General features: G+C 41.2%; 23 protein-coding genes and 1 pseudogene. 7 read left to right on the forward strand and 17 right to left on the reverse strand.

Annotated elements, in window-relative coordinates:
• Window positions 1-886: 886 nt before the first annotated feature.
• Both ACGTNH_RS18660 and ACGTNH_RS18665 read right to left on the reverse strand, forming a co-directional pair.
• A complete protein-coding gene (locus ACGTNH_RS18660; protein ID WP_281975065.1) occupies window positions 887-1,381 on the reverse strand; it encodes an SRPBCC family protein in 495 nt (164 codons plus the stop codon).
• Window positions 1,382-1,399: 18 nt separating this feature from the next.
• Window positions 1,400-1,741: an ArsR/SmtB family transcription factor gene (locus ACGTNH_RS18665; protein WP_281975067.1), complete on the reverse strand. Its 342-nt coding sequence runs from the start codon at window positions 1,739-1,741 to the stop codon at window positions 1,400-1,402.
• Window positions 1,742-2,123: 382 nt separating this feature from the next.
• Here ACGTNH_RS18665 and ACGTNH_RS18670 point away from each other — a divergent pair, with 382 nt between their 5' ends.
• The 4 genes from ACGTNH_RS18670 (at window position 2,124) to ACGTNH_RS18685 (ending at window position 4,363) form a co-directional block, all read left to right on the forward strand.
• Window positions 2,124-2,669, forward strand: a complete 546-nt coding sequence (locus ACGTNH_RS18670) for a dihydrofolate reductase family protein (RefSeq protein ID WP_394588439.1) — start codon at window positions 2,124-2,126, stop codon at window positions 2,667-2,669.
• A 226-nt stretch (window positions 2,670-2,895) separates the two neighbouring features.
• On the forward strand, window positions 2,896-3,384 hold the full coding sequence (locus ACGTNH_RS18675; RefSeq protein WP_281975069.1) for a MerR family transcriptional regulator: 489 nt from the start codon (window positions 2,896-2,898) through the stop codon (window positions 3,382-3,384).
• A gap of 25 nt (window positions 3,385-3,409) precedes the next feature.
• The gene (locus ACGTNH_RS18680; protein WP_281975070.1) at window positions 3,410-3,862 is read left to right on the forward strand and encodes an SRPBCC family protein; all 453 of its coding nucleotides are present in this window, start codon (window positions 3,410-3,412) and stop codon (window positions 3,860-3,862) included.
• A gap of 24 nt (window positions 3,863-3,886) precedes the next feature.
• Window positions 3,887-4,363, forward strand: a complete 477-nt coding sequence (locus ACGTNH_RS18685; RefSeq protein ID WP_281975071.1) for an SRPBCC family protein — start codon at window positions 3,887-3,889, stop codon at window positions 4,361-4,363.
• An 870-nt stretch (window positions 4,364-5,233) separates the two neighbouring features.
• Here the strand turns inward: ACGTNH_RS18685 and ACGTNH_RS18690 are convergent.
• The 7 genes from ACGTNH_RS18690 to ACGTNH_RS18720 form a co-directional block, all read right to left on the reverse strand.
• Complete coding sequence (locus ACGTNH_RS18690) at window positions 5,234-5,875, reverse strand: malonate decarboxylase holo-ACP synthase (protein WP_394588440.1); 642 nt, start codon at window positions 5,873-5,875, stop codon at window positions 5,234-5,236.
• A complete protein-coding gene (locus tag ACGTNH_RS18695) occupies window positions 5,866-7,545 on the reverse strand; it encodes a biotin-independent malonate decarboxylase subunit beta (protein ID WP_394588442.1) in 1,680 nt (559 codons plus the stop codon). Before ACGTNH_RS18695 ends, ACGTNH_RS18690 begins: the two co-directional genes overlap by 10 nt.
• Entirely contained in the window at window positions 7,532-7,837 is a 306-nt protein-coding gene (locus ACGTNH_RS18700) for a malonate decarboxylase subunit delta (protein WP_394588443.1), read from the reverse strand. The genes ACGTNH_RS18695 and ACGTNH_RS18700 overlap by 14 nt, the downstream gene beginning before the upstream one ends.
• Before the next feature lie 14 nt (window positions 7,838-7,851).
• On the reverse strand, window positions 7,852-8,721 hold the full coding sequence (locus ACGTNH_RS18705) for a triphosphoribosyl-dephospho-CoA synthase (RefSeq protein WP_394588444.1): 870 nt from the start codon (window positions 8,719-8,721) through the stop codon (window positions 7,852-7,854).
• Window positions 8,722-8,732: 11 nt separating this feature from the next.
• Entirely contained in the window at window positions 8,733-10,394 is a 1,662-nt protein-coding gene (gene mdcA / locus ACGTNH_RS18710; protein ID WP_394588445.1) for a malonate decarboxylase subunit alpha, read from the reverse strand.
• Window positions 10,395-10,413: 19 nt separating this feature from the next.
• Window positions 10,414-11,340: an ACP S-malonyltransferase gene (locus ACGTNH_RS18715; protein ID WP_394588447.1), complete on the reverse strand. Its 927-nt coding sequence runs from the start codon at window positions 11,338-11,340 to the stop codon at window positions 10,414-10,416.
• A gap of 68 nt (window positions 11,341-11,408) precedes the next feature.
• Window positions 11,409-12,095: a GntR family transcriptional regulator gene (locus tag ACGTNH_RS18720; RefSeq protein ID WP_394588448.1), complete on the reverse strand. Its 687-nt coding sequence runs from the start codon at window positions 12,093-12,095 to the stop codon at window positions 11,409-11,411.
• A 360-nt stretch (window positions 12,096-12,455) separates the two neighbouring features.
• Between ACGTNH_RS18720 and madL the strand changes: the two genes are divergently transcribed.
• Both madL and madM read left to right on the forward strand, forming a co-directional pair.
• Window positions 12,456-12,869, forward strand: coding sequence for a malonate transporter subunit MadL (gene madL / locus ACGTNH_RS18725; RefSeq protein WP_394588449.1), 414 nt, complete (start codon window positions 12,456-12,458; stop codon window positions 12,867-12,869).
• The gene (gene madM / locus ACGTNH_RS18730) at window positions 12,850-13,611 is read left to right on the forward strand and encodes a malonate transporter subunit MadM (protein WP_394588450.1); all 762 of its coding nucleotides are present in this window, start codon (window positions 12,850-12,852) and stop codon (window positions 13,609-13,611) included. Before madL ends, madM begins: the two co-directional genes overlap by 20 nt.
• A 657-nt stretch (window positions 13,612-14,268) precedes the next feature.
• On the opposite strand, the gene ACGTNH_RS18735 is transcribed toward madM, so the two are convergent.
• The 6 genes and pseudogenes from ACGTNH_RS18735 to pgsB form a co-directional block, all read right to left on the reverse strand.
• Window positions 14,269-14,931: a protein kinase family protein gene (locus tag ACGTNH_RS18735; protein WP_394588451.1), complete on the reverse strand. Its 663-nt coding sequence runs from the start codon at window positions 14,929-14,931 to the stop codon at window positions 14,269-14,271.
• A 10-nt stretch (window positions 14,932-14,941) separates the two neighbouring features.
• Window positions 14,942-15,067, reverse strand: coding sequence for a hypothetical protein (locus tag ACGTNH_RS18740; protein WP_394588452.1), 126 nt, complete (start codon window positions 15,065-15,067; stop codon window positions 14,942-14,944).
• Between the two features lie 632 nt (window positions 15,068-15,699).
• Window positions 15,700-17,355 carry a gamma-glutamyltransferase gene (gene ggt, locus ACGTNH_RS18745; RefSeq protein ID WP_394588454.1) on the reverse strand — a complete coding sequence of 552 codons (1,656 nt, stop codon included), beginning with the start codon at window positions 17,353-17,355 and terminating at the stop codon, window positions 15,700-15,702.
• A gap of 4 nt (window positions 17,356-17,359) precedes the next feature.
• Complete coding sequence (locus tag ACGTNH_RS18750; protein WP_394588456.1) at window positions 17,360-17,533, reverse strand: hypothetical protein; 174 nt, start codon at window positions 17,531-17,533, stop codon at window positions 17,360-17,362.
• Between the two features lies 1 nt (window position 17,534).
• A complete protein-coding gene (gene pgsC / locus ACGTNH_RS18755; RefSeq protein ID WP_394588458.1) occupies window positions 17,535-18,011 on the reverse strand; it encodes a poly-gamma-glutamate biosynthesis protein PgsC in 477 nt (158 codons plus the stop codon).
• Window positions 18,012-18,024: 13 nt separating this feature from the next.
• Window positions 18,025-19,218: pseudogene (gene pgsB, locus ACGTNH_RS18760) on the reverse strand (poly-gamma-glutamate synthase PgsB).
• 351 nt (window positions 19,219-19,569) lie between these two features.
• Here pgsB and ACGTNH_RS18765 point away from each other — a divergent pair.
• A complete protein-coding gene (locus tag ACGTNH_RS18765; RefSeq protein WP_394588460.1) occupies window positions 19,570-19,791 on the forward strand; it encodes a type II toxin-antitoxin system RelE/ParE family toxin in 222 nt (73 codons plus the stop codon).
• 76 nt (window positions 19,792-19,867) lie between these two features.
• Here ACGTNH_RS18765 and ACGTNH_RS18770 read toward each other — a convergent pair whose 3' ends face one another.
• Complete coding sequence (locus tag ACGTNH_RS18770; protein ID WP_394588462.1) at window positions 19,868-20,188, reverse strand: poly-gamma-glutamate hydrolase family protein; 321 nt, start codon at window positions 20,186-20,188, stop codon at window positions 19,868-19,870.
• Between the two features lie 176 nt (window positions 20,189-20,364).
• Window positions 20,365-21,999 carry a chaperonin GroEL gene (groL, locus tag ACGTNH_RS18775; RefSeq protein ID WP_394588464.1) on the reverse strand — a complete coding sequence of 545 codons (1,635 nt, stop codon included), beginning with the start codon at window positions 21,997-21,999 and terminating at the stop codon, window positions 20,365-20,367.
• Between the last annotated feature and the right edge of the window lie 49 nt (window positions 22,000-22,048).

Here is a 22,048-nt window from a genome sequence, read left to right on the forward strand (position 1 = left end):
GTAAATGAGACATAACTCGTTGACTACTATAATTAACTACCTGCTTATCATTCTCTCATTATTCTGGAGCATGATTTTTTTGATATATTCAGACACGTTGACCTGGAAGGGATTTAAGTTAGTAACACAGAGTAATTGGCTCGGAATATTTTCCACTTGGACTGGATTAGTGACTCTTACATTTTTTATTATCAAGTCCATTCAAAAGAAACAATTACTTCCCTACCATTCGCAGCTAAAAAAGAGTATTCTCCAATATGTACATACCCACCATATTTTATTTGGCGTAACAACATTTATTACCACCCTGGCCCATGGCATCTACTTTCTTATACACTCCAGCGAAAAAGAAGGGAAATTAATTACAGGCTGGATAGGTTTTGGGTTATTAATTTTACTAGTATTTGCAGGTTTCTTGATGTTATATAGAATGAAGAGGCGAAATGTCCAAAGAATTCATCGATGGTTAGGGATATTGTTTACATTAGTAGTATTTTTACATGCAGGGGGTTGGCAAATCACCTTTTTACTTGTCACTACTATCGTGTTTATAGTGATACTCAGCATGCAAAAGATAAAAGCATATTATCAGTAGGTGAATAAACGAATGTAACTTTAGGCAGATATTTTTAAAGTCATTAATTAAACTCTTTGTACTTTATACATTTGTAATTAAGGGGTGATAGAAAGGGTTATGTTTTTTTACACTGCTACCTCGAGTCAGGGATACGATGACAAGTTACTTTAATAACCATATTTTTAATACACCAACTGTATAACTACAAAAGCCTAATTGTTCAATGATACACTGAACAATTAGGCTTTTTGTTTCTGAACAACGTGTTTTTCCATAAAAAATCTTCACCATTTGCTTCCGCAGTCCTGCTTATTTTGGTTCCTTTGATAAATAATCTTCTAACTGATTAAAGGTGCCTGAGAAGCCTTCTTCAAACATGCCTTGCGATTCTTCAAAGGTTTTAAGCTCCTGCTCCGTTGCTGCTACAGGAGTCCCGGTCATCGTAAGGATTGTTTTGCCATCTAGTTCCTGAAACGTAAAAGCGTTTTGTATTTTCAGTGGCCAGTTATCGTTAAACGGAGCTCGCACTACGTTGCCTTCCTCATCAGAAAAATAACTGGTGTAAACGAGTTTTTCTGGGGTGATAATTTCATCGTACACAAATTTAACCCACATGACATCACCATCAGTAGGTTTCTGGCTGTAATGAAAGACACCGCCCGAACGGAAATCAGCTTTAGCAACATGAAACTTCCATCCTTTTGGTCCCCACCAATTTTGTAAATGTTCTGAATCGGTAAACGCCTTAAACACAAGTTCACGCGGAGCATGGAAAGTATGAGTGATTTCGATTTGAGTTCCCATTTTATATCCTCCTATCAGCTATTTAGAACTATCATCATCTTGTAAATCCTGTAAATAATAATCCAAGTTGTCGAATTTTCCTTCCCACATAGTACGGTATTCTTTTAGCCAAAAGTCTAAAGCTATAAAAGGCTCTGGTCTCAGCTTGTAGATGCGACGATTTGCCTCTGCTTTAAACTCCACCAAACCTGCTTCAAGTAGGGTGCGGAGATGTTTGGACACCTGCGGCTGTCGAATATCAAGTCTTTCTGCAATTTCACTTACAGTTAGGGAGTCCTCGCGGAGTAACTCCACAATGTGGAGCCTATTAGAAACACCAAGAGCTTTTAAGATTTTAGTTTTTATGTCCCATATTAACACCTACCTTGTTTAATTTTAATATTCCATATTAGGAATATACCAAAACAAGAATATTCAAGTCAAGGAATTAAAGATTTTATCTTATGCTGCTTATGAATCTATAAAACCTCTCATGGATATGACCCGGGTTCCGTAAAACCTTGTTGTGAAAAGTTAGCATCCAACAAAACCTTTACAAGTCTAGGTGTTCACATTTATATGAAACTAAAACTTTCCTTTGAGAAACTTGACCATTCCGTGACGTAACGGTATATAGTAAAGGCATCGGTAGTAAAAAACGTGCAAAAATGAGAGGAGGATTATTGCAGAAAAATATTAGAACACTGGCGAACATGCTAAGCTTATAGAGAATGTGTAACTACTCCCGAAAGGATAAATAAATATGTCAAAAGTTTATCTAGGTATGACTTTATCGATCGATGGGTTTGTCAACGACAGAAAAGGCAAATTTGATAAGCTCTTTGCCAGTTTCGAACCAAACGAAGAATTAGCGGTGATGTTGAAAAATACCGGGGCTGTGGTGATGGGGCGCAATACCTTTGAGGAGGCTGACGATACTGACTCGTATGCTGATTCATACGAGTTCCAGGTACCATTGTTTGTGTTGACAGAAAGACCTCCTACTAAACATCCAAAGGAAAATGACAAATTGACTGTTACCTTTGTGACCGATGGGATTGAAAGTGCTATAAAACAAGCCAGGATTGCTGCTAAGGGAAAGGATGTTGCTGTGATGGGTGCAAATGTCGGCCGGCAATTACTTAAAGCTAACCTGGCAGATGAACTTCAAATAACGCTGGCACCTATTTTACTCGGCAAGGGACTGCGACTATTCGAGCATTTGGAAGATATTGAAATTCATTTAGAAAAACAGCGAACGATTGAGACCAAACAGCAAGTCAAAATTTGGTATAAAGTAATCCGGTAAAGCTGGAATCGACTCCTTATGGCCACCAACTTTATAACTGTTAAAGCTTAATTGTTTGATTATACCATTGGGATCTGGGATGCAATATTCTCATATCTTAGACCTGATTAGCACTTCCTACTCATAGGAAACAATTTAAAATATATTTTTTCTTAATCTTGATCCTTACGTGACGTAACAGTATATAGTAAAGGCACCGGTAGAAAAAAATCGCGCGAAATGAGGGATGATTATTGGAGAAAGAACATATTGGAAAATAGGCGAACTTGCTAAGTTGACAGGCTTAACCATTCGGACCTTAAGATATTATGATCAAATTGGCTTATACTCTCCATCTGAATATTCGGATGCAGGATACAGGTTGTATAATAAATCTGATATTTTCCGGTTACAACAAATTTTAGCATTAAAAGATCTTGGTTTAACCCTTAATGACATTAAATCTATTCTTTCTGAGGAAGATTACAATCCAGCCGAAATTGTTTCCCTTCAGGTAAAGCGACTAAAAGAAAAAATAAGGATCCAACAGAAGCTGTTAAAAGAATTACAAAATGTATCAAACCTGATGAAAATGGAAGAGAATTTGTTGGTGGAGAATTTCACAACATTATTAGACATGATGAAACAGAGTCATGAAAAATATTTTAACGAACAACAAAAAAGCATGGAGCACCACCTCGACAAGCTTGGTGCCTTTTTCGAGAACCAGCCCTAATGTTATTCCAAAGGAGGAATGAATGATGAGTAAACGATTTGCAACACATGATACGTTTGTTATTGAGAGGACCTATGATGTTTCACCGGAGCAAGTATTTGCTGCCTGGTCAGATCCAGAAACGAAAGCCCAATGGTTTCCAAAAGCTGATGAGTTCGACTTTCGAGTTGGCGGGAAAGAGAGCAATAGAGGGGGTCCACAAGACGGCCCCATCTTCACTTTTGAAGCTCTCTATCAGGAAATCGTCCCTGATGAACGTATCGTCTATTCCTATACCATGGACCTCGGTGAAACACGAATATCTATATCTGTAACGACGGTAGAGTTCCACCATACGGAAACCGGGACTCGACTCGTCTATACCGAGCAAGGAGTCTTTCTCGACGGTCACGATACTCCCTCCCAACGCGAACACGGAACGAAAATTATCTTGGACAAATTGGGTGAAGTTCTACGGAATGAACGTGAAAGTAATTAACATATGAATAAGGAGGATTTTCTAATGCCTTTTAACGATGGGACAAATAATAATCCATCTGAGAAAGTTTCAGAACGCAAGATCGTTAACTCACGCATCTTCCATGCCTCTCGTGAAGACATTTTTAAAGCATTTAGCGATCCGGATAAACTGAAAAAATGGTGGGGACCGAAAGGGTTTTCGAACACGTTCTACGAATTCGATATGAAGCCTGGTGGCCATTGGCACTACGTCATGCATGGGCCTAATGGTATCGACTATGAAAATAAAAGTACCTTTTTAGAGGTGGTTGAACCTGTAAAACTTGCCCTCCGCCATCTGGAACCGGATCACGAGTTTCTACTGACCATTACCTTATCCGAACTGGATGGGCAAACCAAGCTCACCTGGCATATGCTCTTCGATAGGCCGGATGAATGCAATAAAGTAAAGAGTTTTGTCATCAAGGCGAACGAACAGAACTTGGACCGTCTTGAATACGAGCTGAAATCATCTTACTGAAGCGAACAAAATTAAATGAAATAAAGGAGTAATGTAAAAATACCTTTGATCTTAATATTCTGGCAAAAAAACATTATGACTTATAAACATTTGAAAACCCAGGATTCGTTAGTGTAATGAATTCTGGGTTTTCATAGTATAAAATGAACTGCATTACTTTTCACGGTAAAATGGGGGTAACACCAATAAAAATTTAATAAAAGTATGGTTCTAGCAATATTAACGAACATATTTTCATCAGCCATCATACTGTCCGGCATCTCCAATAGATGGAAACCCCATGCCAGATCTCAGCATTGTGCTCCTTGAAGAAGCTGGGACTGCCTGAGATGCCCATCCATATCTAATGCTACCATCCTATACCTCGGCTCATATTTAAGAATAAAAAAATCCTCTCAAGATTTTATAAACTCTTGAGAGGATTTTATATTTAGTGAACGATTTTAAAAACCAGTCATAATCTAGCCAAATTGTTCTTAAATCCTATGATGAAAGGGTTTTAAGGGCTATCACATCATGCCGCCCATAGATTCGTCAATATAAATAGCAAAAAATAATTTACAAATAATATGTGGGCTCCGGCTTCATTCAGTCTCATTTCTATTAATAAGACTGAATGAAAATGACATTTAATGAGAAATAATATGTCATTGAGTATGTCATTTACAAAAGACGCAGCAAACACAAAGAATCTTTTTATTCACCACCTATCACTATTTTGATAATGATAATACCGCTTACAAGAGAATGAATTTCACAGCCACTTCTCTATCTACAATAAAGATAACCTTCTCCATATGATGACTAAAATAATAAAAACCTTACTCAACACTCTTAGGACAGCAGAACTGCTGTCCTTTTTTAGTAATACTAATTCCTTACCACTGCTTGATTCCATGGATCCTCTACCAATATTGCTCCTTCTTTAGTCTTCAATAATAAAGGTAGTGTTCCTCTTGCAAACTCTTTAAGGGAAAAAGCACCATAAGGGGTTTCAACCTGTACGTCTATAGATATATTCAGCTGATTCTTCAAACGATACAGAAAGTCTGACGCTTTATCTAATGAAATAGCTTTTTCTAAATAAAGGATGATATCTAAGTCACTCGACTCTTTAACTGTCGGATGTCCGGATACCAGTTCAAAACCTACACTACCCCCGGGCCCCCACTGCAGATTGTTTTCTTCCATTACTTTTTGAACAACATCCAGGGCCATTACAGCTGGCAGTGTACTGGAATTCTTCATTAACTCCCACTTCTCATGAATTACAATATCAGGAGGGGCAATACGCTCTAAAATGGCTTTTGAATCAATGTATGCCCCAAACCGCTGGGCCCTGTCTTTCCCGCGTACTCCTATGGGAACTTTTCCATTCTTAATGGGAGCTCGCCTAACGACAACAAAAGGTGCTTCCTGTAAAGATTGGTAAACCCAGTCAGGGGTAGAAGAAGCCTCTAATAGATCTACCGTTCTAATAACTCTTAAAAGGTCATGAGGCGTCAATTCCATAAATCTGCTAACCTCTGTCGAACTTCAATAGAAGCTTTTCGGCTTCTTTTGGCTTCTACTGTTTCCAACCTGTTACTTAAATCCCTTGTTCCACTTCTTGCAGCTTGTACACCTTCTTTTATTTTACTTTCTAACATTTGTATATCCTTACTACCAGGATGGTCTGCATCAATACCATTGATTAGTCCATCTAGTGCACCTAATTCAGCAAAAGAAGTCACATCATAAGCCATCGCCGTTGTCTTCTTCGTAGCCTCCTCCAGTTCTTGAACCGTACGGCGGGTAATACGAGCGGCAGACTGTTTTGACATGACATGGACGTTTACATCTTGGTCATTTAAAGCTAGCAGAATATTAGACTGGAGACCATGAGTAAGAAAACCGCCTGAAATTGCATTACCTACGATTAATGTAATAATCGGATGACCGGCTCTCCGTGCTTTAGCATAGGCATCAACCGCTGCTGCTCCCGCTTGGTGTAACCCAAAATATTCTTCATTATACCCATATGCCTGACTTGGTACATCAACAATGGCGACTATGGCTCTCCGCTTCCCTTCTTCATCCTGCTCCATGGCTTCCTTCACATAATGAGCTATAGTCCAGCCTTCCTCTAAACCTACTTCTCCTTTTCTAGCACGTGGAAATCTACTGTTTGGGTTTGGTACAACAGATATAAAACGAATTTTTTCACCATCTAATTCTTTATCCGCACATAGTACAGATGGCGTTTCTTTCTTTTCTGATTCTCCAGACAATGAAGAAAACCATGTTCTTCCTCTACTTTCCACATCACTTGTTTTAATAGAGGGATGTGTGCTTTTCTCAGATTGATCCGCTTCTCTATGATTCCAATTCATCCTTGTTTTGCTAATATTTTCTGGTTGTGATGGATCGATAGCCTTTAGGCGGCTCCGATATAAATTCACTTGTTCACTTCGAAAGAGTGTGGAATGATTTTGCTTTAATTCTTCCTTAACTATTTCTCGCACTGCCGTTAAGTCATCATCAACTAAATGATCTACAAACCCCATGGAAAAACGTTGTTCTCCTCCTATTGTGTTCCATATTAACCTTCTGTTTTGGGAATCAAATTCCTCGATTCCCGCTTCCTGCTCAATAACTTCCGGCCCATTTAGTGTAAGTCTTCCCTCTTTGGTCATAATAAGAGAGCTGCATAATCCCGCTGTTAAAGACATTCCGCCAAAGCATCCGATTTTACCAGGAATAATTCCGATTACAGGAGTATATTCCCGAAGTGCAGAGATCGCTGCACCAATTTCAGCGATAGCTAACAGGCCATAATTAGCTTCCTGAAGTCTAACACCGCCTGTATCGTATAGAATAACCACTTTCGTTGGAATACCATTCTTATTATCCTGCAGAGCTAACTCCAGCGTTCCTGCTATTTTCGCTCCCGAAACTTCACCAATTCCTCCCCCTTGGAACTTCCCTTCAATTGCGATAATTACAGCAGGTTCTTGATTGAATTCACCCTTACCTACAATCACTCCATCATCGCTTTGAGGTATGATTCCCTGTGTTTCTAAATGCGGGGACTCCACTCCTTCAAACGGATCTAATAGTTCTCGAAACGTTCCCTCATCTAATAAAGCTCTTGCTCTCTTTCTCGCAGTTAATTCTGCAAAACTTACTTTAAGCATCTTCATAATTATTACTCACCTCCAAGGCCTGGACGAGTCTTAGGGATACTACACCAGGAGTGGCACCAAAGTCATTAACTTGAAAATCCGCCTGCACCCCATGCTGATCACAAAAACGCTCAATTACCTTCTTCCATGTGTCATTGAAACCTGTCATCCCAGTTCTTACTTTAATTTTAATACGCGGTTCTTTTGCAGGAGTTACGAGTACTTCTAAATCTCCAGACCCTACCACCCCTACATGTGCTTTTTTTGAAATTTTCTTTTCAGCAGGATACTCAAATATCATAGTTTCCACTTTTTTATCCTCCCTTAATTTACAGACATCGTTCGATCTTTAAGAGACCTATGAATGTTTAATCGATCCAGAAATAAAGCAGCCGCCAGTAAATCAGCACTTCCACCCGGGGAACTATTGTATTGCAGCAGTAAATGATTCAACTCATTTAACTCCATACGCCCTTCCGGCATAGAAACCCCTCCGTTTTGCAATACTTGCCGGGCTTTTTCCTGTATTAAACGCAATGCCAATAATCCCCCGCGGTGAAGAATGCAAGTATCTTCTAAACATGCAATTAAAGCTACTAAAGTATCCAGTCTTGCAGAAGACTCCGAACCTCCTTTTCTCCTCGATTCACTAAGCTGAGGTAAAGCTACATTTATTAAGCTGGGAAATCCCGAGGTTGCTTCTCCTCTCGCTCCCTTTACACCTAGTCTCTTATAAAGCTTAGAACCATTTGTAAAGATTTCAGGAGCAAAACGATCTGGAAAACGTGAGATATAAGATGCTGTCTCAACAATTTTTTTTATACTCGTTCCTGGTTTATTTACGGCAGCTCCTGAAGTTAAAAGACCGATTCCCCAAATAGCACCTTTGTGAGTGTTTACACCACCTGTAGCTTTCATCATCTCTTTTTCTCCCTCACGCCCAATCTCGGCAATTTCTTCACGAAGTTTCTGGCTCGGCTCTCTCTTATAAGAAATTTCGGCAATATTAGCAAACGTTTCTTTTAAAGAAAATGATGATTTAATCATTAAATCAAAGTTCATATCCTTATGTGCCCCTCGATCCTGGGGATCTACAAGTCCCGGCTTAGGAGCAAGCTCCGCTTCCTGAACCAATGAGTCAACTGCCCAATCACTTAACATTTTCCTGCATTCTTCAGCGCTACTCCAATTCATGGGGGTCCTCCTTACCAACTTTGAAACTTCTCAGGGGGCTGATAGAGACCGCCTGACCATTCCACAAGTTCTTCTACATTTTTAGCGGCCAGCAGAGACCGGGTTGCTTCAGAACGTCGGACTCCAATATCTTCCGGAAAAGCAACGATTCCCTGTTCCCGCAGACGATTAGTTAATTTACTAGAATTATTCATGCCTACCGGTGTAACACCTGCAATCGCAGCTATTGCCTGTCGGCGTTCTTCTAAACTATTAGCTTTATACAAATAAGCGATTCCTTCTTCTGTTACTACGTGAGTAACGTCATCTCCATAAATCATAACTGGAGCCGTAGCTAAGCCGGCTTCTTTTTTTACGTCAATTGCATCCAATGATTCCACAAAGACTGGCGTATTCCCGGTTTGATGAGTCTCTACTACCTGTACCACCAGCTTTTTACCACGAGCTAAAGGATCATTTGAATTAATCATATTGAGCCAGGCCGGGGTCGAGTGACGTCTCCCACCAGGGTCATGTCCCATATTAGGAGCTCCTCCAAATCCGGCCAGTCTTCCTTTAGTAACGGTGGAGGAATTACCAGTGGCATCTATTTGCAAGCTGGACCCCACAAATAGATCAACCGCATATTGTCCGGCCAGCTGGGAAAGCGTTCGATTCGATCGAAGGCTTCCATCCGGTCCTGTGAAAAACACATCCGGGCGCTGAGAAGTGTAATTTTCCATACCAACTTCTCCTCCAAAACAGTGAATGCTTTCCACCCAGCCTGATTCGATGGCCGGGATCATAGTAGGGTGAGGATTTAAAGCCCAATGCTTGCATATTTCCCCTTTTAATCCTAACGATTCTCCATAAGTAGGAAGCAGCAGCTCAATAGCTGCTGTGTTATAGCCCACCCCGTGATTAAGAGACTGAACATTATGCTTCTCATAAACCCCCCGAATGGTCATCATCGCTAATAAAACCTGAATGTCTGTAATGTGTCTGGGATCTCTCGTAAATAAAGGTTCAAGTTGATAAGGTTCATCAGCTTCCACTACAAAATCCACCCAGGAGCCAGGAATATCTACTCGAGGCAGGTCATCTGATATTTCGTTCACTTGAGCGATTACAATCCCATCACGAAAGGCCGCCGCTTCTACCAGTGTAGGGGTTTCTTCCGTGTTGGCCCCTGTGTACAGGTTCCCATCACTGTCAGCTTTGTCTGCGGCTACAAGTGCTACCGAAGGAATTAAATCTATAAATAGACGACCATATAATTCAATATAAGTGTGTATTTCTCCCATCGTTAACTCTTTGTCTTCAATCATTTGAGCAATTCTCAAGCTTTGCGGCCCTGCATAAGCAAAATCTACCTTATTTGCAATTCCTCGTTCAAAAATGTCCAGATGCTCCGGTCTGGAAATGCTTGAGAGAATCATATGTAGATTATGAACCTTATCAGCATTTACATGGGCAAGTGCTTGGGATAGAAAAGAAGCCTGTTTCTGGTTATTTCCTTCCATTACGACGCGGTCTCCGGGAGAAATAACCTTTTCTAAAACTTCGACAATTTTGTCTGTGGGAATAATTCTTCCGTCTGTAACCATATTTACTTGATCGATTCGTTTCTTTTTAGCATCTCTTCTGGTGGTCCAGATTCTGGCTTTTTTCTCTGTCTGAATATCAATTGTCATTTTCTTCTCTCCTTTTCGATTAATTATTCAACCTATGAGCAAGCACTGCAGCTGTATGCGGCCCGCTGTCTGAGATAGATAGCCCTCTTGCTGCTGGAAAAGACTGATTCACTAAGCCTGTAAGGACATTACCAGGCGGCATTTCTATAAACAATCGGACACCCAGTTCGTATAACAAAGAGGTAGCTTCGTGCCATTTAACAGATTGGGAAACATTCCAGGCCAGATCTCCTTTGATTGCTTCACTTGTTCTCAATATTCGTCCTCGCCTATTACCAGCAAAAGGAATGACAGGTTTTCTCAGGGCAAGCCTCTCAAGCTCAGCTTCTAAACTTATGGATACATCCGAAAGCAGTGGACAATGAGAGGGAACACTGACCTCCAGAAGTTCTGCTCTTTGTGCATTGTTTTTTAGTGACAGCTTCGTAAATTCCTCTAACTCATTGAGTGAGCCGGCTATTGTAATTTGCCTGGGACCATTCATATTTGCCAAATAAATATATTTATCTTCTTCGGCAAAATTCTGAAGGAGCTGTCTCACTTTCGTTTCCGTTAATCCTAATACAACAGCCATCCCATAACCTTCTGGAAACGCACTTTCCATCAGTTCCCCTCGCTTACGAACCAAGCGGACGGCATCTTTAAAATCTAAAACACCTGAGATTACTGCAGCACCAAAGGTTCCTACCGAGTGGCCCGCTACATAACCTGGAACAGCTTTTTCCTTTATCATCAACCGTGCCGCAGCAACTCCAGAAACCAGCAGGCATACTTGGGAAGCAACCGTAGACTCTAATCTTACGGGAGCATCCCACTGGTAAACGCTTTCATTTAAAACTTCACTAGCTTCATCTAAAGTTCTTTTGACTTCTGGATGTACTGGTAAATTGTTCAGCATGAAAGGCTGTTGTGATCCTTGGCCTGGGAAGAGAAAAGCTGTTGACATAGAATCCCCCTCTTTTTTAAGATTAGTCGTCAGTCGACCAAATATAATATAAAGAAAAAGGGATTGTATTACCCTTCTTTTTCTTTTTCTTTATATTGTATTTGATTATCAAACAGCTGGGTTTGGATGCTAGTAATAACGTCGTAGTTATGCTGCTGTAAGAGTTCTGCCGCTTCATCGACCTTGTTTTTATTTAGAAGATCAACTAATATTTTATGCTCTCTCACAGATTTTTTAATATTTCCTTCGCCTCCAAAAGAAATATTCTGCACCCGCAGTAAAGGCAGTTCCAGACGGGAGTACATTTTTTTAATCGTTTCACTTTTACTCATTTCAATTAAGCTCCAGTGGAAGGAATGATTTAGCTCTGTGTAATTAGTGGTGTCTTTTTCTGAAATCATCTTCTCATATAGAGCTTCCATTTCGTTTAAAGTACTCTGTTCTACACCTTTTTCTTTAATCCGTTTCATTGCTAAAGCTTCGAGCATAATTCTTACTTCAAGCAAATCATTGATCTCGTGTTCAGTATGCTCTTTAACTATTGCCCCTTTTCTGGGAATCCTCTCTACTAAACCTTCAATTGTGAGCAGATATATAGCTTCCCTTACTGGGGCACGGCTCGTTCCATACTCAGCAGCATATACATTTTCTACTATTTTCTCCCCCGGTTTTAATTCCCCTAAAATAATTTGTTCACTGATACGCTCAGCAATTTGATTAGATAGAGCATTATAATTAAGACTTGATTGACTCATAGGGAACCTCCTTCCCAGCTTTCAGTTGTCGACTGTCGATTAAATTGTACAATAAATAGTTTAATGATTCAATATTTTTAGAAAATTTGCAAAAAAGGTTTGCATTTCTATTCATCTTTATCTATGATGGGGAATATGAAACGGTCGACAGTTGATCATCGGCTAAAATGTAAACGCTTTCTAAAAAGGGAGGGATAATCTGTAAAACATTTTAGTATCGTCAATAATTTTCAAAAGCCTTTAGGACACCCTGAGAATTGCTTTATCTACTGCTTGTGTTGTTGAATTATGAATTATAAATAAATGGTCAAAGTCAGGAACACCTGGATAAACAAAAATTAAAAGATGAGGTGAAATAACTTGGTTATTTACGGAGTGGCCCTGTTAGCCATTTGTATGTTGCTTGGCGTGGTTGCCGGAGAGTTATTGGGAGTAGCTATTGGCATTGAAGCGAATGTTGGCGGTGTAGGCATAGCCATGGTGATTCTTGTTCTATTAATAGACTACCTTAAAAAGAATAATAAATTAAATGTTAAATCACAGGAAGGTATGGGTTTTTGGGGAGCCATGTATATTCCAATTGTTATTGCTATGGCTGCCAATCAAAATGTTGTAGCAGCTCTTGATGGAGGACCTTTGGCTGCAGTTGCTGGAATTGCTGCCGTTATTGTTAGCTGGGCCATGGTTCCATTACTTAGCAGGATCGGTAAAGAAAAATCCACATTTTCGAATGAAGAGCTAGGAGGAGCAGACAATGTTCGAAATATTAAGTGATACATTTTCGGAAAATGGGCTTATTGTTTCTTTTGCAGTGGTTGGAATTACAATCTATTTATCCTATTATCTATCAGACAAGCTTACTCGCGGAAGAATACATGGGTCTGCCATTGCCATCATAGTCGGACTCGTACTCGCATATATCGGCGGAATAAGTACCGGGGGCGAAAATGGACTTGCAGATATCGGGATCTTTACCGGGATCGGACTAATGGGCGGCGGAATGCTGAGAGATTTCGCTATTGTTGCTACTGCTTTTGGAGCCAACCTGGATGAAATTAAAAAGGCAGGATTGCCAGGAATAATTTCTTTAGTGGTGGGTGTCATATTGTCATTTATAGTTGGTGTAATTATAGCCTTTTTGTTTGGGTATACGGATCCTGTCAGCCTGACTACAATTGGTGCAGGAACAGCCACATACATAGTTGGCCCTGTAACCGGCACAGCTCTTGGGGCAAGTTCAGAAGTCATAGCTTTAAGTATTGCAGCTGGTTTGATTAAATCTATTTTGACAATGATTGGAACTCCTTTCATCGCTAAATATATTGGGTTAAATAATCCAAGGTCAGCCATCGTTTATGGTGGGCTTATGGGAACTACAAGCGGAGTAGCAGGAGGATTGGCAGCGACAGACCCAAAACTTGTACCTTATGGAGCCATGACAGCAACTTTCTATACGGGGCTTGGGTGCCTTTTAGCTCCATCTGTGTTGTTTTTAATAACCAGAACTATTTTTTAATAGTTTTATACAAAAAGCGCTTCCCTTTCAGAAGCGCTTTTTGTACGAAATATTTTCAAACTCTATTAGAAACCACAAGTAAATATCTGCTGCACCTTCATATAACGCAGCATAGCTCTAGCATGTCGTCCCTCTAATGTATAAGGGTTTTGCATTCTACATAGTTTCATTACTATATAAATAAGTTATATCCCCCTTCAGGAGAAACTTTTATTTAGGAGAGCAGACTTGCGTCTGCTTTTTTATTTTGGTTATTTTCTTTTCCCTTCGAGTCGTAAAACCCCACACCTTCTAACCTTGCAACAGGCAGGAAACCCTACTATGAGAACACTTCATGTTTTCCCCTTGATGGAATGGATCCATATGGGTCTGATTTGTTACTAGAATTAAAACTCTTTTACGTTTGTAATCATTATATTTGTTTGCCTGATTAAGTGTATTACCATAAACACATTCGCAGTTTTCCAGACGCTATTTCTATTTGATAAAAAAACAAACGTAAACATCAACGTTTACGTTTGTGGATTGTGATTTTATACTTTACGAGAATATACTACTTTAAAGTATTTTCACGCTCAAGGTCATTCTCTCTTTTAAGGAACAAATAATCGAGATTAATCCCCCGATTTTGTACCATTACTTCTCTCATAGTTTTTATCAACAATCCATACTGGCCTTTTCTTTCTGGCTGGGTACAGCTCTCTTCTTATAAATCTTGGATATCGTATTTAGGCAAAACGCTGGAAGCTTTTTCGGGAAAAAACGCCGCGAATAATAGCGGTCAAACGCCTGCTTCAAATCCTTCCACTGCGTGCAATTTTTCGTTTGCTTATAACGAGCCACGTCTATCACCTTCACCGTGTCGTCCTTCGTTAAAAGCAAATTGTGCAGGTGAATGTCTGATGGGTTTAAGTTTTTTTTACGTGCAAATGCAATCGCCTTATCCACTTCGACGATGTGTCGGCGATGAATGCGCCTTCCTTCCAGTATGCATTGAAAAAGGGTCTTTCCCTCTATATAATCCATCACGAAATAATTAGTTCCGACCTCGTAAAGCGTTGGAAAATAGGAGCTTCCGGCAAGCCTGTCATAGATCTTTGCCTCAAGCTCGGCAAGATGCTCAAAAGGTGGATAAAATACTTTGATCGCCTTCTTCACATGCGGAAGCTTGAACACATAGGCACTTCTTCCGCTGCCGACGAGTTGCAACCGACAATCATAGGTTTTGAGCACCATTTTTCTCTCGCAGACCAAAAACCTTACACTATCAGCAAGGGCTTTGTATTCTTGACTTGAAACCACCGAAGCGACGTCCTTCATTCCTTTCCACCTACCTCTTTTTCTGACCCTTTCGCTTTGCAATTTCCTTTTGAATGACTGGCCATACATGCTTCTGAGCCTCGCGCAAACCTTTCTTCACAGCCTTGTTCTTTAATAGTTTTGATATCTTGGACATTTGAGTACCCTCCCTTGTTTTCCAAAAGAAAAAGAGACTTCAAACAGCCAGCAGTCTCCAATAAAAAAATAAAAAGAGACCTTTGCCGGCAGAATGCATGGCAAAGGTCTCGCTAACAACTGTGATGTTGCCAACAATGCCGAGGACATTTGTCCTGTAATGACGACAGTTGTTGAACAGCTACTCCCCTTTGGGGTGAAATTATAAGGTTCTTACGCTTACTATAGGATCTTATCCTGTCGCCGTCAATGGTATTTTTCGGAAGTAGATGAGCTAATGTAAGCTTGATTTGGGTCTCGCCAACATTATCACTTAACGTAGAGCCTCTCCGGGCAATATTACAAGCCAGGAAGCCAGATTCCTTGGAGCATCGATTGACCTTCTTTGGATGCTTCCAAGAAGGGAAGTGACACTTATGGATATCGAAAACATATTAAACGCTATGATTTCTTTTGGGATGTGAGTTGTCGATTAATTTAAAGAGCTTTTAAAAATGTTGAATTTAGTTAATACACCCGTATCATATACGGCCCCCTTAGTAAGAAATCAAGAAAAGAATAGTGGAAAGAACTGGACTCGCCCTTCCTGCCCCTTTCTATACAAAAAGTGGAACTTATCGAAGCTCCACTTTTTTAACCTTTAGAATTCCAACTTCCATTTCTTCTCGGGTCGCTGGCTCCATAGATCTTATTATCTTCGTGATCAATTACTAGTCCTTGGATACTTCCAAAATAGGTTGTGCTGTTGGTATAGTTGACATCGATGCCGCGTTCTTCTGGCTCTTCTAAAAAGACATAATCGCCTTCAACGTGCAGGGCATTCTCATTAAACTCGAGGAATGACCGTGGCTGTTCGACCGATTCTTGCACGAGTTCATTGAATTTAATCATCTTTACAAGTTCCTGGGTGACCATTGAGGTGATGCGCCGGCCTCCCGAAGCCCCTATGCCTATTACCGGCTTGTCATTCTCAGCTAGAATCGTCGGTGTTGTATAGCTGAACGGTCGTTTTCCGGGTTCAGGACGATTCGGTGAGTTTTCATTGTTACTGAAGTTTTTCAGCTGGTTGTTTAGAAAAAATCCGCCCACATACTCCCCCGATCCAAAGGAGTTACTTAAAGTGTTCGTCACGGACACCATCATGCCATTTTGATCGACAACTACGAAATGTGTGGTATTCTCATGGTCTTCAAGGTCGGCATCTGAATCAAGCTCTGATAGGTATTCATCCGACAGCTTCGTACCATCCCCAATGTCAGAAGTGAGATTTTTCAGATGATCCACGGAAAGCATCTTTCTCACGGGCACCTTATTAAATTCAGGGTCACCTACATTCTCCAAGCGATCCTTATAGCTGGCTCTGTTGACCATCCCCATAAGCATTGCAAAGTCGATCGGCTTCTTCTTCGTCTCCTCTACCTTCAGCATTTCAGCCATTTTTAGATTTTGAAGTAGCATGACTCCGCCGGATGGAGGGGGCGGCGCTAAAACATTATAGTCACCAAACTTCCCTTCGATCGGCTTTTTGACTTCTACTTCATAAGACTCTAGGTCATTCTTGTCAATTTTTGATTCTTCCTCATTGATTGATTCAGAAATGTTTCCTGAATAGAACGACCTCGGGCCATCCTGCTGAATCGCTTTTAGCGTTTCTGCCAGCTGCTTCTGTGTTAAAATTTCGCCTGCTTCAATCGGATCGCCGTCAGGATACATATGGTCCAAATTCGGCATACGGTTTTTTGCTTCCTTTAACTGCTTGTGCAGTGTTTCGGAGACGACAATACCATTTTTAGCAAAATTAATCGATGGTTCCATAAGCTGGTCCATTTTCATCGTGCCGAAGTCATCATGGACACGATTCATCCCTGCGACAAAGCCGGGTACTCCTGTTCCGCTTTCAGGAACGCTTTTTGAACTAGGTGCTGTTTCCCTGTAATCGTAAACGACAGGGGAATGATCGCTGCCTTTTTGAGGGTGGATAAGCATCGTCCCTCCCCCGCCAATTCCTGATCCATACGGCTCTGCAACGCCCAGTGCATAACTTACGGCAACGGCCGCATCAACGGCATTACCGCCCTGTACCAACACCTTCATACCTACTTCCGTTGCAATTTCACTATCCGATGTCACACCATATGGGCCATCTTCTTTCTCCGTTTTTGTATCATTTAATGAAAGGTCTTCTGACTGACGTTTGTTCATCCCATCACGATTTAAAAACAAGAACAGGAATATGGATAGGACGACAATTAAGCTGCTGATGATAATGATACGGTTTCTTCTTAACATTTTCCTATACTATACCGATTACAAATAGAAGCACCGTAACTGTAATCCCGATCGTGGCATCTTTCGTTGTCCTTCTTTTATGTATTTTGATCGTTTTGAGCATCCATTGGCTGAACGTCAGTTTGTATTCTTTTTTTTCCGCTTTCTTTCTCTTTTTATAATTTAAAGTCGCTTCCATTTTAAATTCCTCCTCCAATATAGCTTGATAGAGTTACTACGCCAAAGGTGACAGCACTTAACAGCATCGTACTAGCCGTCGTTGGCAGCACGCCCTGTTTCTGAATCGTATTGGCGATCAAGCCTGGGATAATGACACCGATCGCCATCATGCCTTCAACAACTGATGGTGTCGAATACATCGGAATGACCATATCGAAGATGATAGTCAGCGTAATACCGACCGTCAGCATCGCGGTGAACTTCCTTCTTCCATAAAGAATCGTAAACCTGGCAATCACTTTCATTACAATTAAATAGGTTAAGAAACTGATCATAAACAGTACTGCAATACTAACCGGAAACGTAAACAGCATGGCAATATACCCAGGCACCACAAGTCCAGCCGGCAGAACACCCGTTTTTTCTGTGTAAAATAAACTAAGAACGATTCCAGTTACCAATGCTAAATATACATCTGAAGCCTCAAAGATAATCATCGCGCACTCCTCTCTAAGCCGTAACTTTTTCTATTTTCTTCTGCTCAAGCCGTTTCACTAAATTCTCGGCTCCCCCATGGATATTTCCTATTCCATAGATCGTTTTTCCAGTCCAATAAGGACCTAATACTCGGACAATTTCTTCTGTTTCATATCCTTCTAAGTCAAGAAGGTTCTTTACAGGCAATGCGCCGTTTTTATAGGCGTCCACAATCGGCGAAGTGGTTTCCCCCATTAAAACCAATGTTTCTGCAGGAAGATAGGGTAGAACCTGGCTGACAAATTGTTCTGTGCGGTCGACACGGTCGGAACGGCAATTCATGATTACTACCGGATCTTCTGTTGGATAGCTCAGCTGCTTGACACGGTCCCAAATGTTTAATGTGGATGTCGGATCATTCGCAGAGAATCCGTTGACTAAGAAGCTCGGATTGCTTTCATCCCCAATCGGGAGAATCTGCATGGCGCCGGGATCAGCCCAGGCTTCCAACATGCCTTGCCGGGCTGTCTCATGATCAATACCAAGGATATCCGCTACAGACAGGGCCAGTGCCGCGTTCTCCGGAAAGACCATATACTCGAACTTTTTCAAAAATTCTTCGGAAACGAGCGATGTATCGCAAACATGCACTTTTGTGTTTCGCTCAGCCGCAATCTCTCTAAAGTGAGGAACATAGGGACTTTCATTCACTATTTAATCGCCGTCATACGGGATCGCGTTGCCAAAGGAATCAGCCACTTCTTCAAGGGTTGGTCCCAAGACGTCCATATGATCTTCCAGGACATTGACAATCAGGCCGATATTCGCTTGAAGCAGTTCCTCCTGAAATATAATCTGATAATCCGGCTTCACCGCCATACACTCGCTCACTAAAGCATCCGCGTTCAGCTGGCCGGTTTTCTCGATCACTTTCCGCTGTTCCCCAATGTTTGGTCCTTCCAACCTTCGTTTGATCGGCTCTTCCAGCCCGTCAAACCAGTACAGCATTCTGGCATCGGTTCCTGTCGTTTTCCCTACGGTCTTATAACCTGCTTTCTGTAAAACTCCCGTGATCAATCGGGTAACTGTCGATTTTCCTCGGATGCCGTTGACGTTAACCCGTACGGGAATACTTTCAACATTCATTTTGTTCCTCACCTTTTCCCTGGCTCCTAGGAGAAAAGCTGAAAAACCTAGTAGTAATATAAAGGTCAGTACAATTCCCATGTTTCCCCTCCCATAAACTTTAGATATTTGTGACCTGTTGAAGAATATACTAGAATATTGGCGTTTATAGGTTACATAAGTGTTAAAAGTTATATCTATTACGTTAAAATATAAAGCGATACAGATTAGGACTTTAAAACTTTATTTATCGAAAATTCAGTTAATAAATTCCCTGTAGATGATTTATGTTAGGTACAAAAAATCCTATAATCTGACGACAAACCCGTGATCGAACATCAATAAGTAATCTAATAGTCTTACCAGTAAATTCTTTTATCTACCATTATTATGTAATACTTCTTTAATATTCTTATACCTGACTTTACAAAATTGATCAATTCTAAATAAATTATGGATGGAGCCATAAATGATATTCGATCGGACCCGTACGTTGCTAGCGCACCTAAACAAGGGGATCTTGCTAGTCTTTACAGGTACGACGTTTATCATCATGGTACGAATTTCGAAATTGCTTATGAGATTGATGTAGACGAAGATGGAAACATCATTCTCATTGTTTTGGCAGGGACTCGGGAAAATTTTTATAATGAATTAAAGCGATATTGGAAGTAATTCCATACATAAACGAGACGCATTCCTGTAGAAAACGTGTTTTGAAGGAAACGAATAGAGAAACATTTATAAAAATTCACACAAACGAAAGCAGACATTTGTCTACTTCAATACCACCGCCATGAATGGCGCTCACCAGCCAGCGCTGAACCCCGTCCGTCCTTTTTTCGATCTCCCAGTCTTCCCCTTTCTCGTACACCTCATTTAACTCCTGAAACGAACAGAACCGGTCGCCTCCACAGTCTTCGGCTTTGCTGACCTTCCCGGTCCCGACGAAGAAAAGCAACAGAACCGAAGCAAACATGGCAATGGTGCCCCAACTGATTCTTCCCATGCTGGTGTAGGAGTTAAGGAAATTCCAGCAACGATTAGGTGATGGAGATATAAACAAAACCATGAATATTTACACACATATTACTGAAAACATGGAAGAAAAGCCTCCCAAAAGTTCAACGAACTTATGAGAGGCTCTTTAGAATTATAGTGTTTTTCTCGCCAGGTATGGCCAAAGTATGTCAATCTGGCTTTTAGGGTGAAGCTAAACCCTTGGTATCAAGGGTCGTGGGCGCATGATTACATCATGCCGCCCATTCCACCCATACCGCCCATGTCCGGCATTCCGCCGCCAGAACCTTCTTCTTCAGGAAGGTCTGCAACTACCGCTTCAGTAGTCAGGAACATAGCCGCTACGGACGCTGCGTTTTGCAGTGCGGAACGAGTAACTTTCGTTGGGTCTACGATTCCTTGCTCAACCATGTTGACCCATTCGCCTGTTGCTGCGTTGAAGCCGATTCCGACTTTTTCGCCTTTAAGGCGTTCAACGATGATGGATCCTTCAAGGCCGGCGTTGTGTACGATTTGACGTACTGGCTCTTCAAGAGCACGAAGTACGATGCTTGCACCTGTTGCTTCATCATCTGCCAGGCCTAGACCTTCTACAGAATTGATGATGTTCACGAGTGCCGTACCACCACCAGCTACGATGCCTTCTTCTACTGCTGCTCGAGTAGAGTTCAGGGCATCTTCAATACGTAGTTTACGCTCTTTAAGCTCTGTTTCAGTTGCGGCACCGACTTTGATGACGGCTACGCCGCCTGAAAGCTTCGCCAGGCGCTCTTGTAGTTTTTCTTTGTCGAATTCAGAAGATGTTTCTTCTGCCTGTGCACGGATTTGAGAAACGCGGGAAGCGATTTGCTCAGGGTTTCCTGCGCCCTCAACGATAGTTGTGTTTTCTTTTGTAATTACGGCTTTAGAAGCACGGCCCAGCTGATCGAGTGTTGTATTCTTCAGATCTAATCCTAGATCTTCTGTAATCACTTGACCGCCTGTAAGGGCAGCGATATCTTCAAGCATCGCTTTACGACGATCGCCAAAGCCTGGTGCTTTAACGGATACGGCGTTAAACGTTCCGCGAAGTTTGTTGACAACAAGTGTAGCCAATGCTTCGCCTTCTACATCTTCAGAGATTAGTAGTAGCGGCTTGGACTGTTGTACAACCTGTTCAAGGACAGGAAGAACTTCCTGAATGTTGTTGATTTTCTTATCCGTAATTAAGATGTAAGGATCTTCAAGAACGGCTTCCATTTTATCCTGGTCAGAAACCATGTATGGAGAAGCGTATCCGCGGTCAAACTGCATCCCTTCAACTACTTCTAGTTCTGTGTTGAATCCTTTAGATTCTTCGATTGTGATAACTCCGTCGTTACCTACGCGCTCCATAGCTTCAGCGATAAGCTGTCCTACTTCATCATCAGAAGCTGAGATGGAAGCTACTTGAGAGATGGACTCTCTGCCTTCGATTGGCTTAGAGATTTTACGCAGTTCTTCTGTAGCAACTGCTGTTGCTTTTTCAATTCCGCGGCGAATACCTACCGGGTTCGCACCGGATGTTACGTTTTTAAGTCCTTCACGGATCATTGCCTGCGCAAGTACCGTAGCTGTCGTTGTACCGTCACCAGCTACGTCGTTTGTTTTAGAAGCGACTTCTGAGACAAGCTGTGCACCCATGTTTTCGAAGTTGTCTTCAAGTTCGATTTCTTTCGCGATCGTTACCCCGTCATTTGTAATCAATGGAGATCCGAATTTTTTATCTAGAACGACGTTACGTCCTTTTGGTCCTAGTGTTACTTTAACGGCATCTGCCAATGTATCTACACCACGCAGCATGGCACGGCGTGCGTCTTCACTAAATTTAAGTTCTTTAGCCATAATAAAATGCCCTCCTTATCAAAATTCGTATCGATTAGAATTGGTGACG

The organism is Halobacillus sp. B23F22_1, assembly GCF_043497005.1.
In the GTDB taxonomy this organism is placed as follows: domain Bacteria; phylum Bacillota; class Bacilli; order Bacillales; family Halobacillaceae; genus Halobacillus_A.

Bases quoted from the DNA above. Each gene is read 5' to 3' on its own strand.
- ACGTNH_RS18765 (WP_394588460.1), top strand. From the start codon at position 19,570: ATGGATGGAGCCATAAATGATATTCGATCGGACCCGTACGTTGCTAGC.
- ACGTNH_RS18675 (WP_281975069.1), top strand. From the start codon at position 2,896: ATGATTATTGGAGAAAGAACATATTGGAAAATAGGCGAACTTGCTAAG.
- ACGTNH_RS18740 (WP_394588452.1), bottom strand. From the start codon at position 15,067: ATGTCCAAGATATCAAAACTATTAAAGAACAAGGCTGTGAAGAAAGGT.
- pgsC (WP_394588458.1), bottom strand. From the start codon at position 18,011: ATGATTATCTTTGAGGCTTCAGATGTATATTTAGCATTGGTAACTGGA.
- ACGTNH_RS18680 (WP_281975070.1), top strand. From the start codon at position 3,410: ATGAGTAAACGATTTGCAACACATGATACGTTTGTTATTGAGAGGACC.
- mdcA (WP_394588445.1), bottom strand. From the start codon at position 10,394: ATGACAATTGATATTCAGACAGAGAAAAAAGCCAGAATCTGGACCACC.
- ACGTNH_RS18715 (WP_394588447.1), bottom strand. From the start codon at position 11,340: ATGTCAACAGCTTTTCTCTTCCCAGGCCAAGGATCACAACAGCCTTTC.
- ACGTNH_RS18705 (WP_394588444.1), bottom strand. From the start codon at position 8,721: ATGAATTGGAGTAGCGCTGAAGAATGCAGGAAAATGTTAAGTGATTGG.
- ACGTNH_RS18685 (WP_281975071.1), top strand. From the start codon at position 3,887: ATGCCTTTTAACGATGGGACAAATAATAATCCATCTGAGAAAGTTTCA.
- ACGTNH_RS18770 (WP_394588462.1), bottom strand. From the start codon at position 20,188: ATGGTTTTGTTTATATCTCCATCACCTAATCGTTGCTGGAATTTCCTT.
- ACGTNH_RS18670 (WP_394588439.1), top strand. From the start codon at position 2,124: ATGTCAAAAGTTTATCTAGGTATGACTTTATCGATCGATGGGTTTGTC.
- groL (WP_394588464.1), bottom strand. From the start codon at position 21,999: ATGGCTAAAGAACTTAAATTTAGTGAAGACGCACGCCGTGCCATGCTG.
- ggt (WP_394588454.1), bottom strand. From the start codon at position 17,355: ATGTTAAGAAGAAACCGTATCATTATCATCAGCAGCTTAATTGTCGTC.
- ACGTNH_RS18735 (WP_394588451.1), bottom strand. From the start codon at position 14,931: ATGAAGGACGTCGCTTCGGTGGTTTCAAGTCAAGAATACAAAGCCCTT.
- ACGTNH_RS18695 (WP_394588442.1), bottom strand. From the start codon at position 7,545: ATGAAGATGCTTAAAGTAAGTTTTGCAGAATTAACTGCGAGAAAGAGA.
- ACGTNH_RS18720 (WP_394588448.1), bottom strand. From the start codon at position 12,095: ATGAGTCAATCAAGTCTTAATTATAATGCTCTATCTAATCAAATTGCT.
- ACGTNH_RS18750 (WP_394588456.1), bottom strand. From the start codon at position 17,533: ATGGAAGCGACTTTAAATTATAAAAAGAGAAAGAAAGCGGAAAAAAAA.
- ACGTNH_RS18690 (WP_394588440.1), bottom strand. From the start codon at position 5,875: ATGGAATTGACGCCTCATGACCTTTTAAGAGTTATTAGAACGGTAGAT.
- madM (WP_394588450.1), top strand. From the start codon at position 12,850: ATGTTCGAAATATTAAGTGATACATTTTCGGAAAATGGGCTTATTGTT.
- ACGTNH_RS18660 (WP_281975065.1), bottom strand. From the start codon at position 1,381: ATGGGAACTCAAATCGAAATCACTCATACTTTCCATGCTCCGCGTGAA.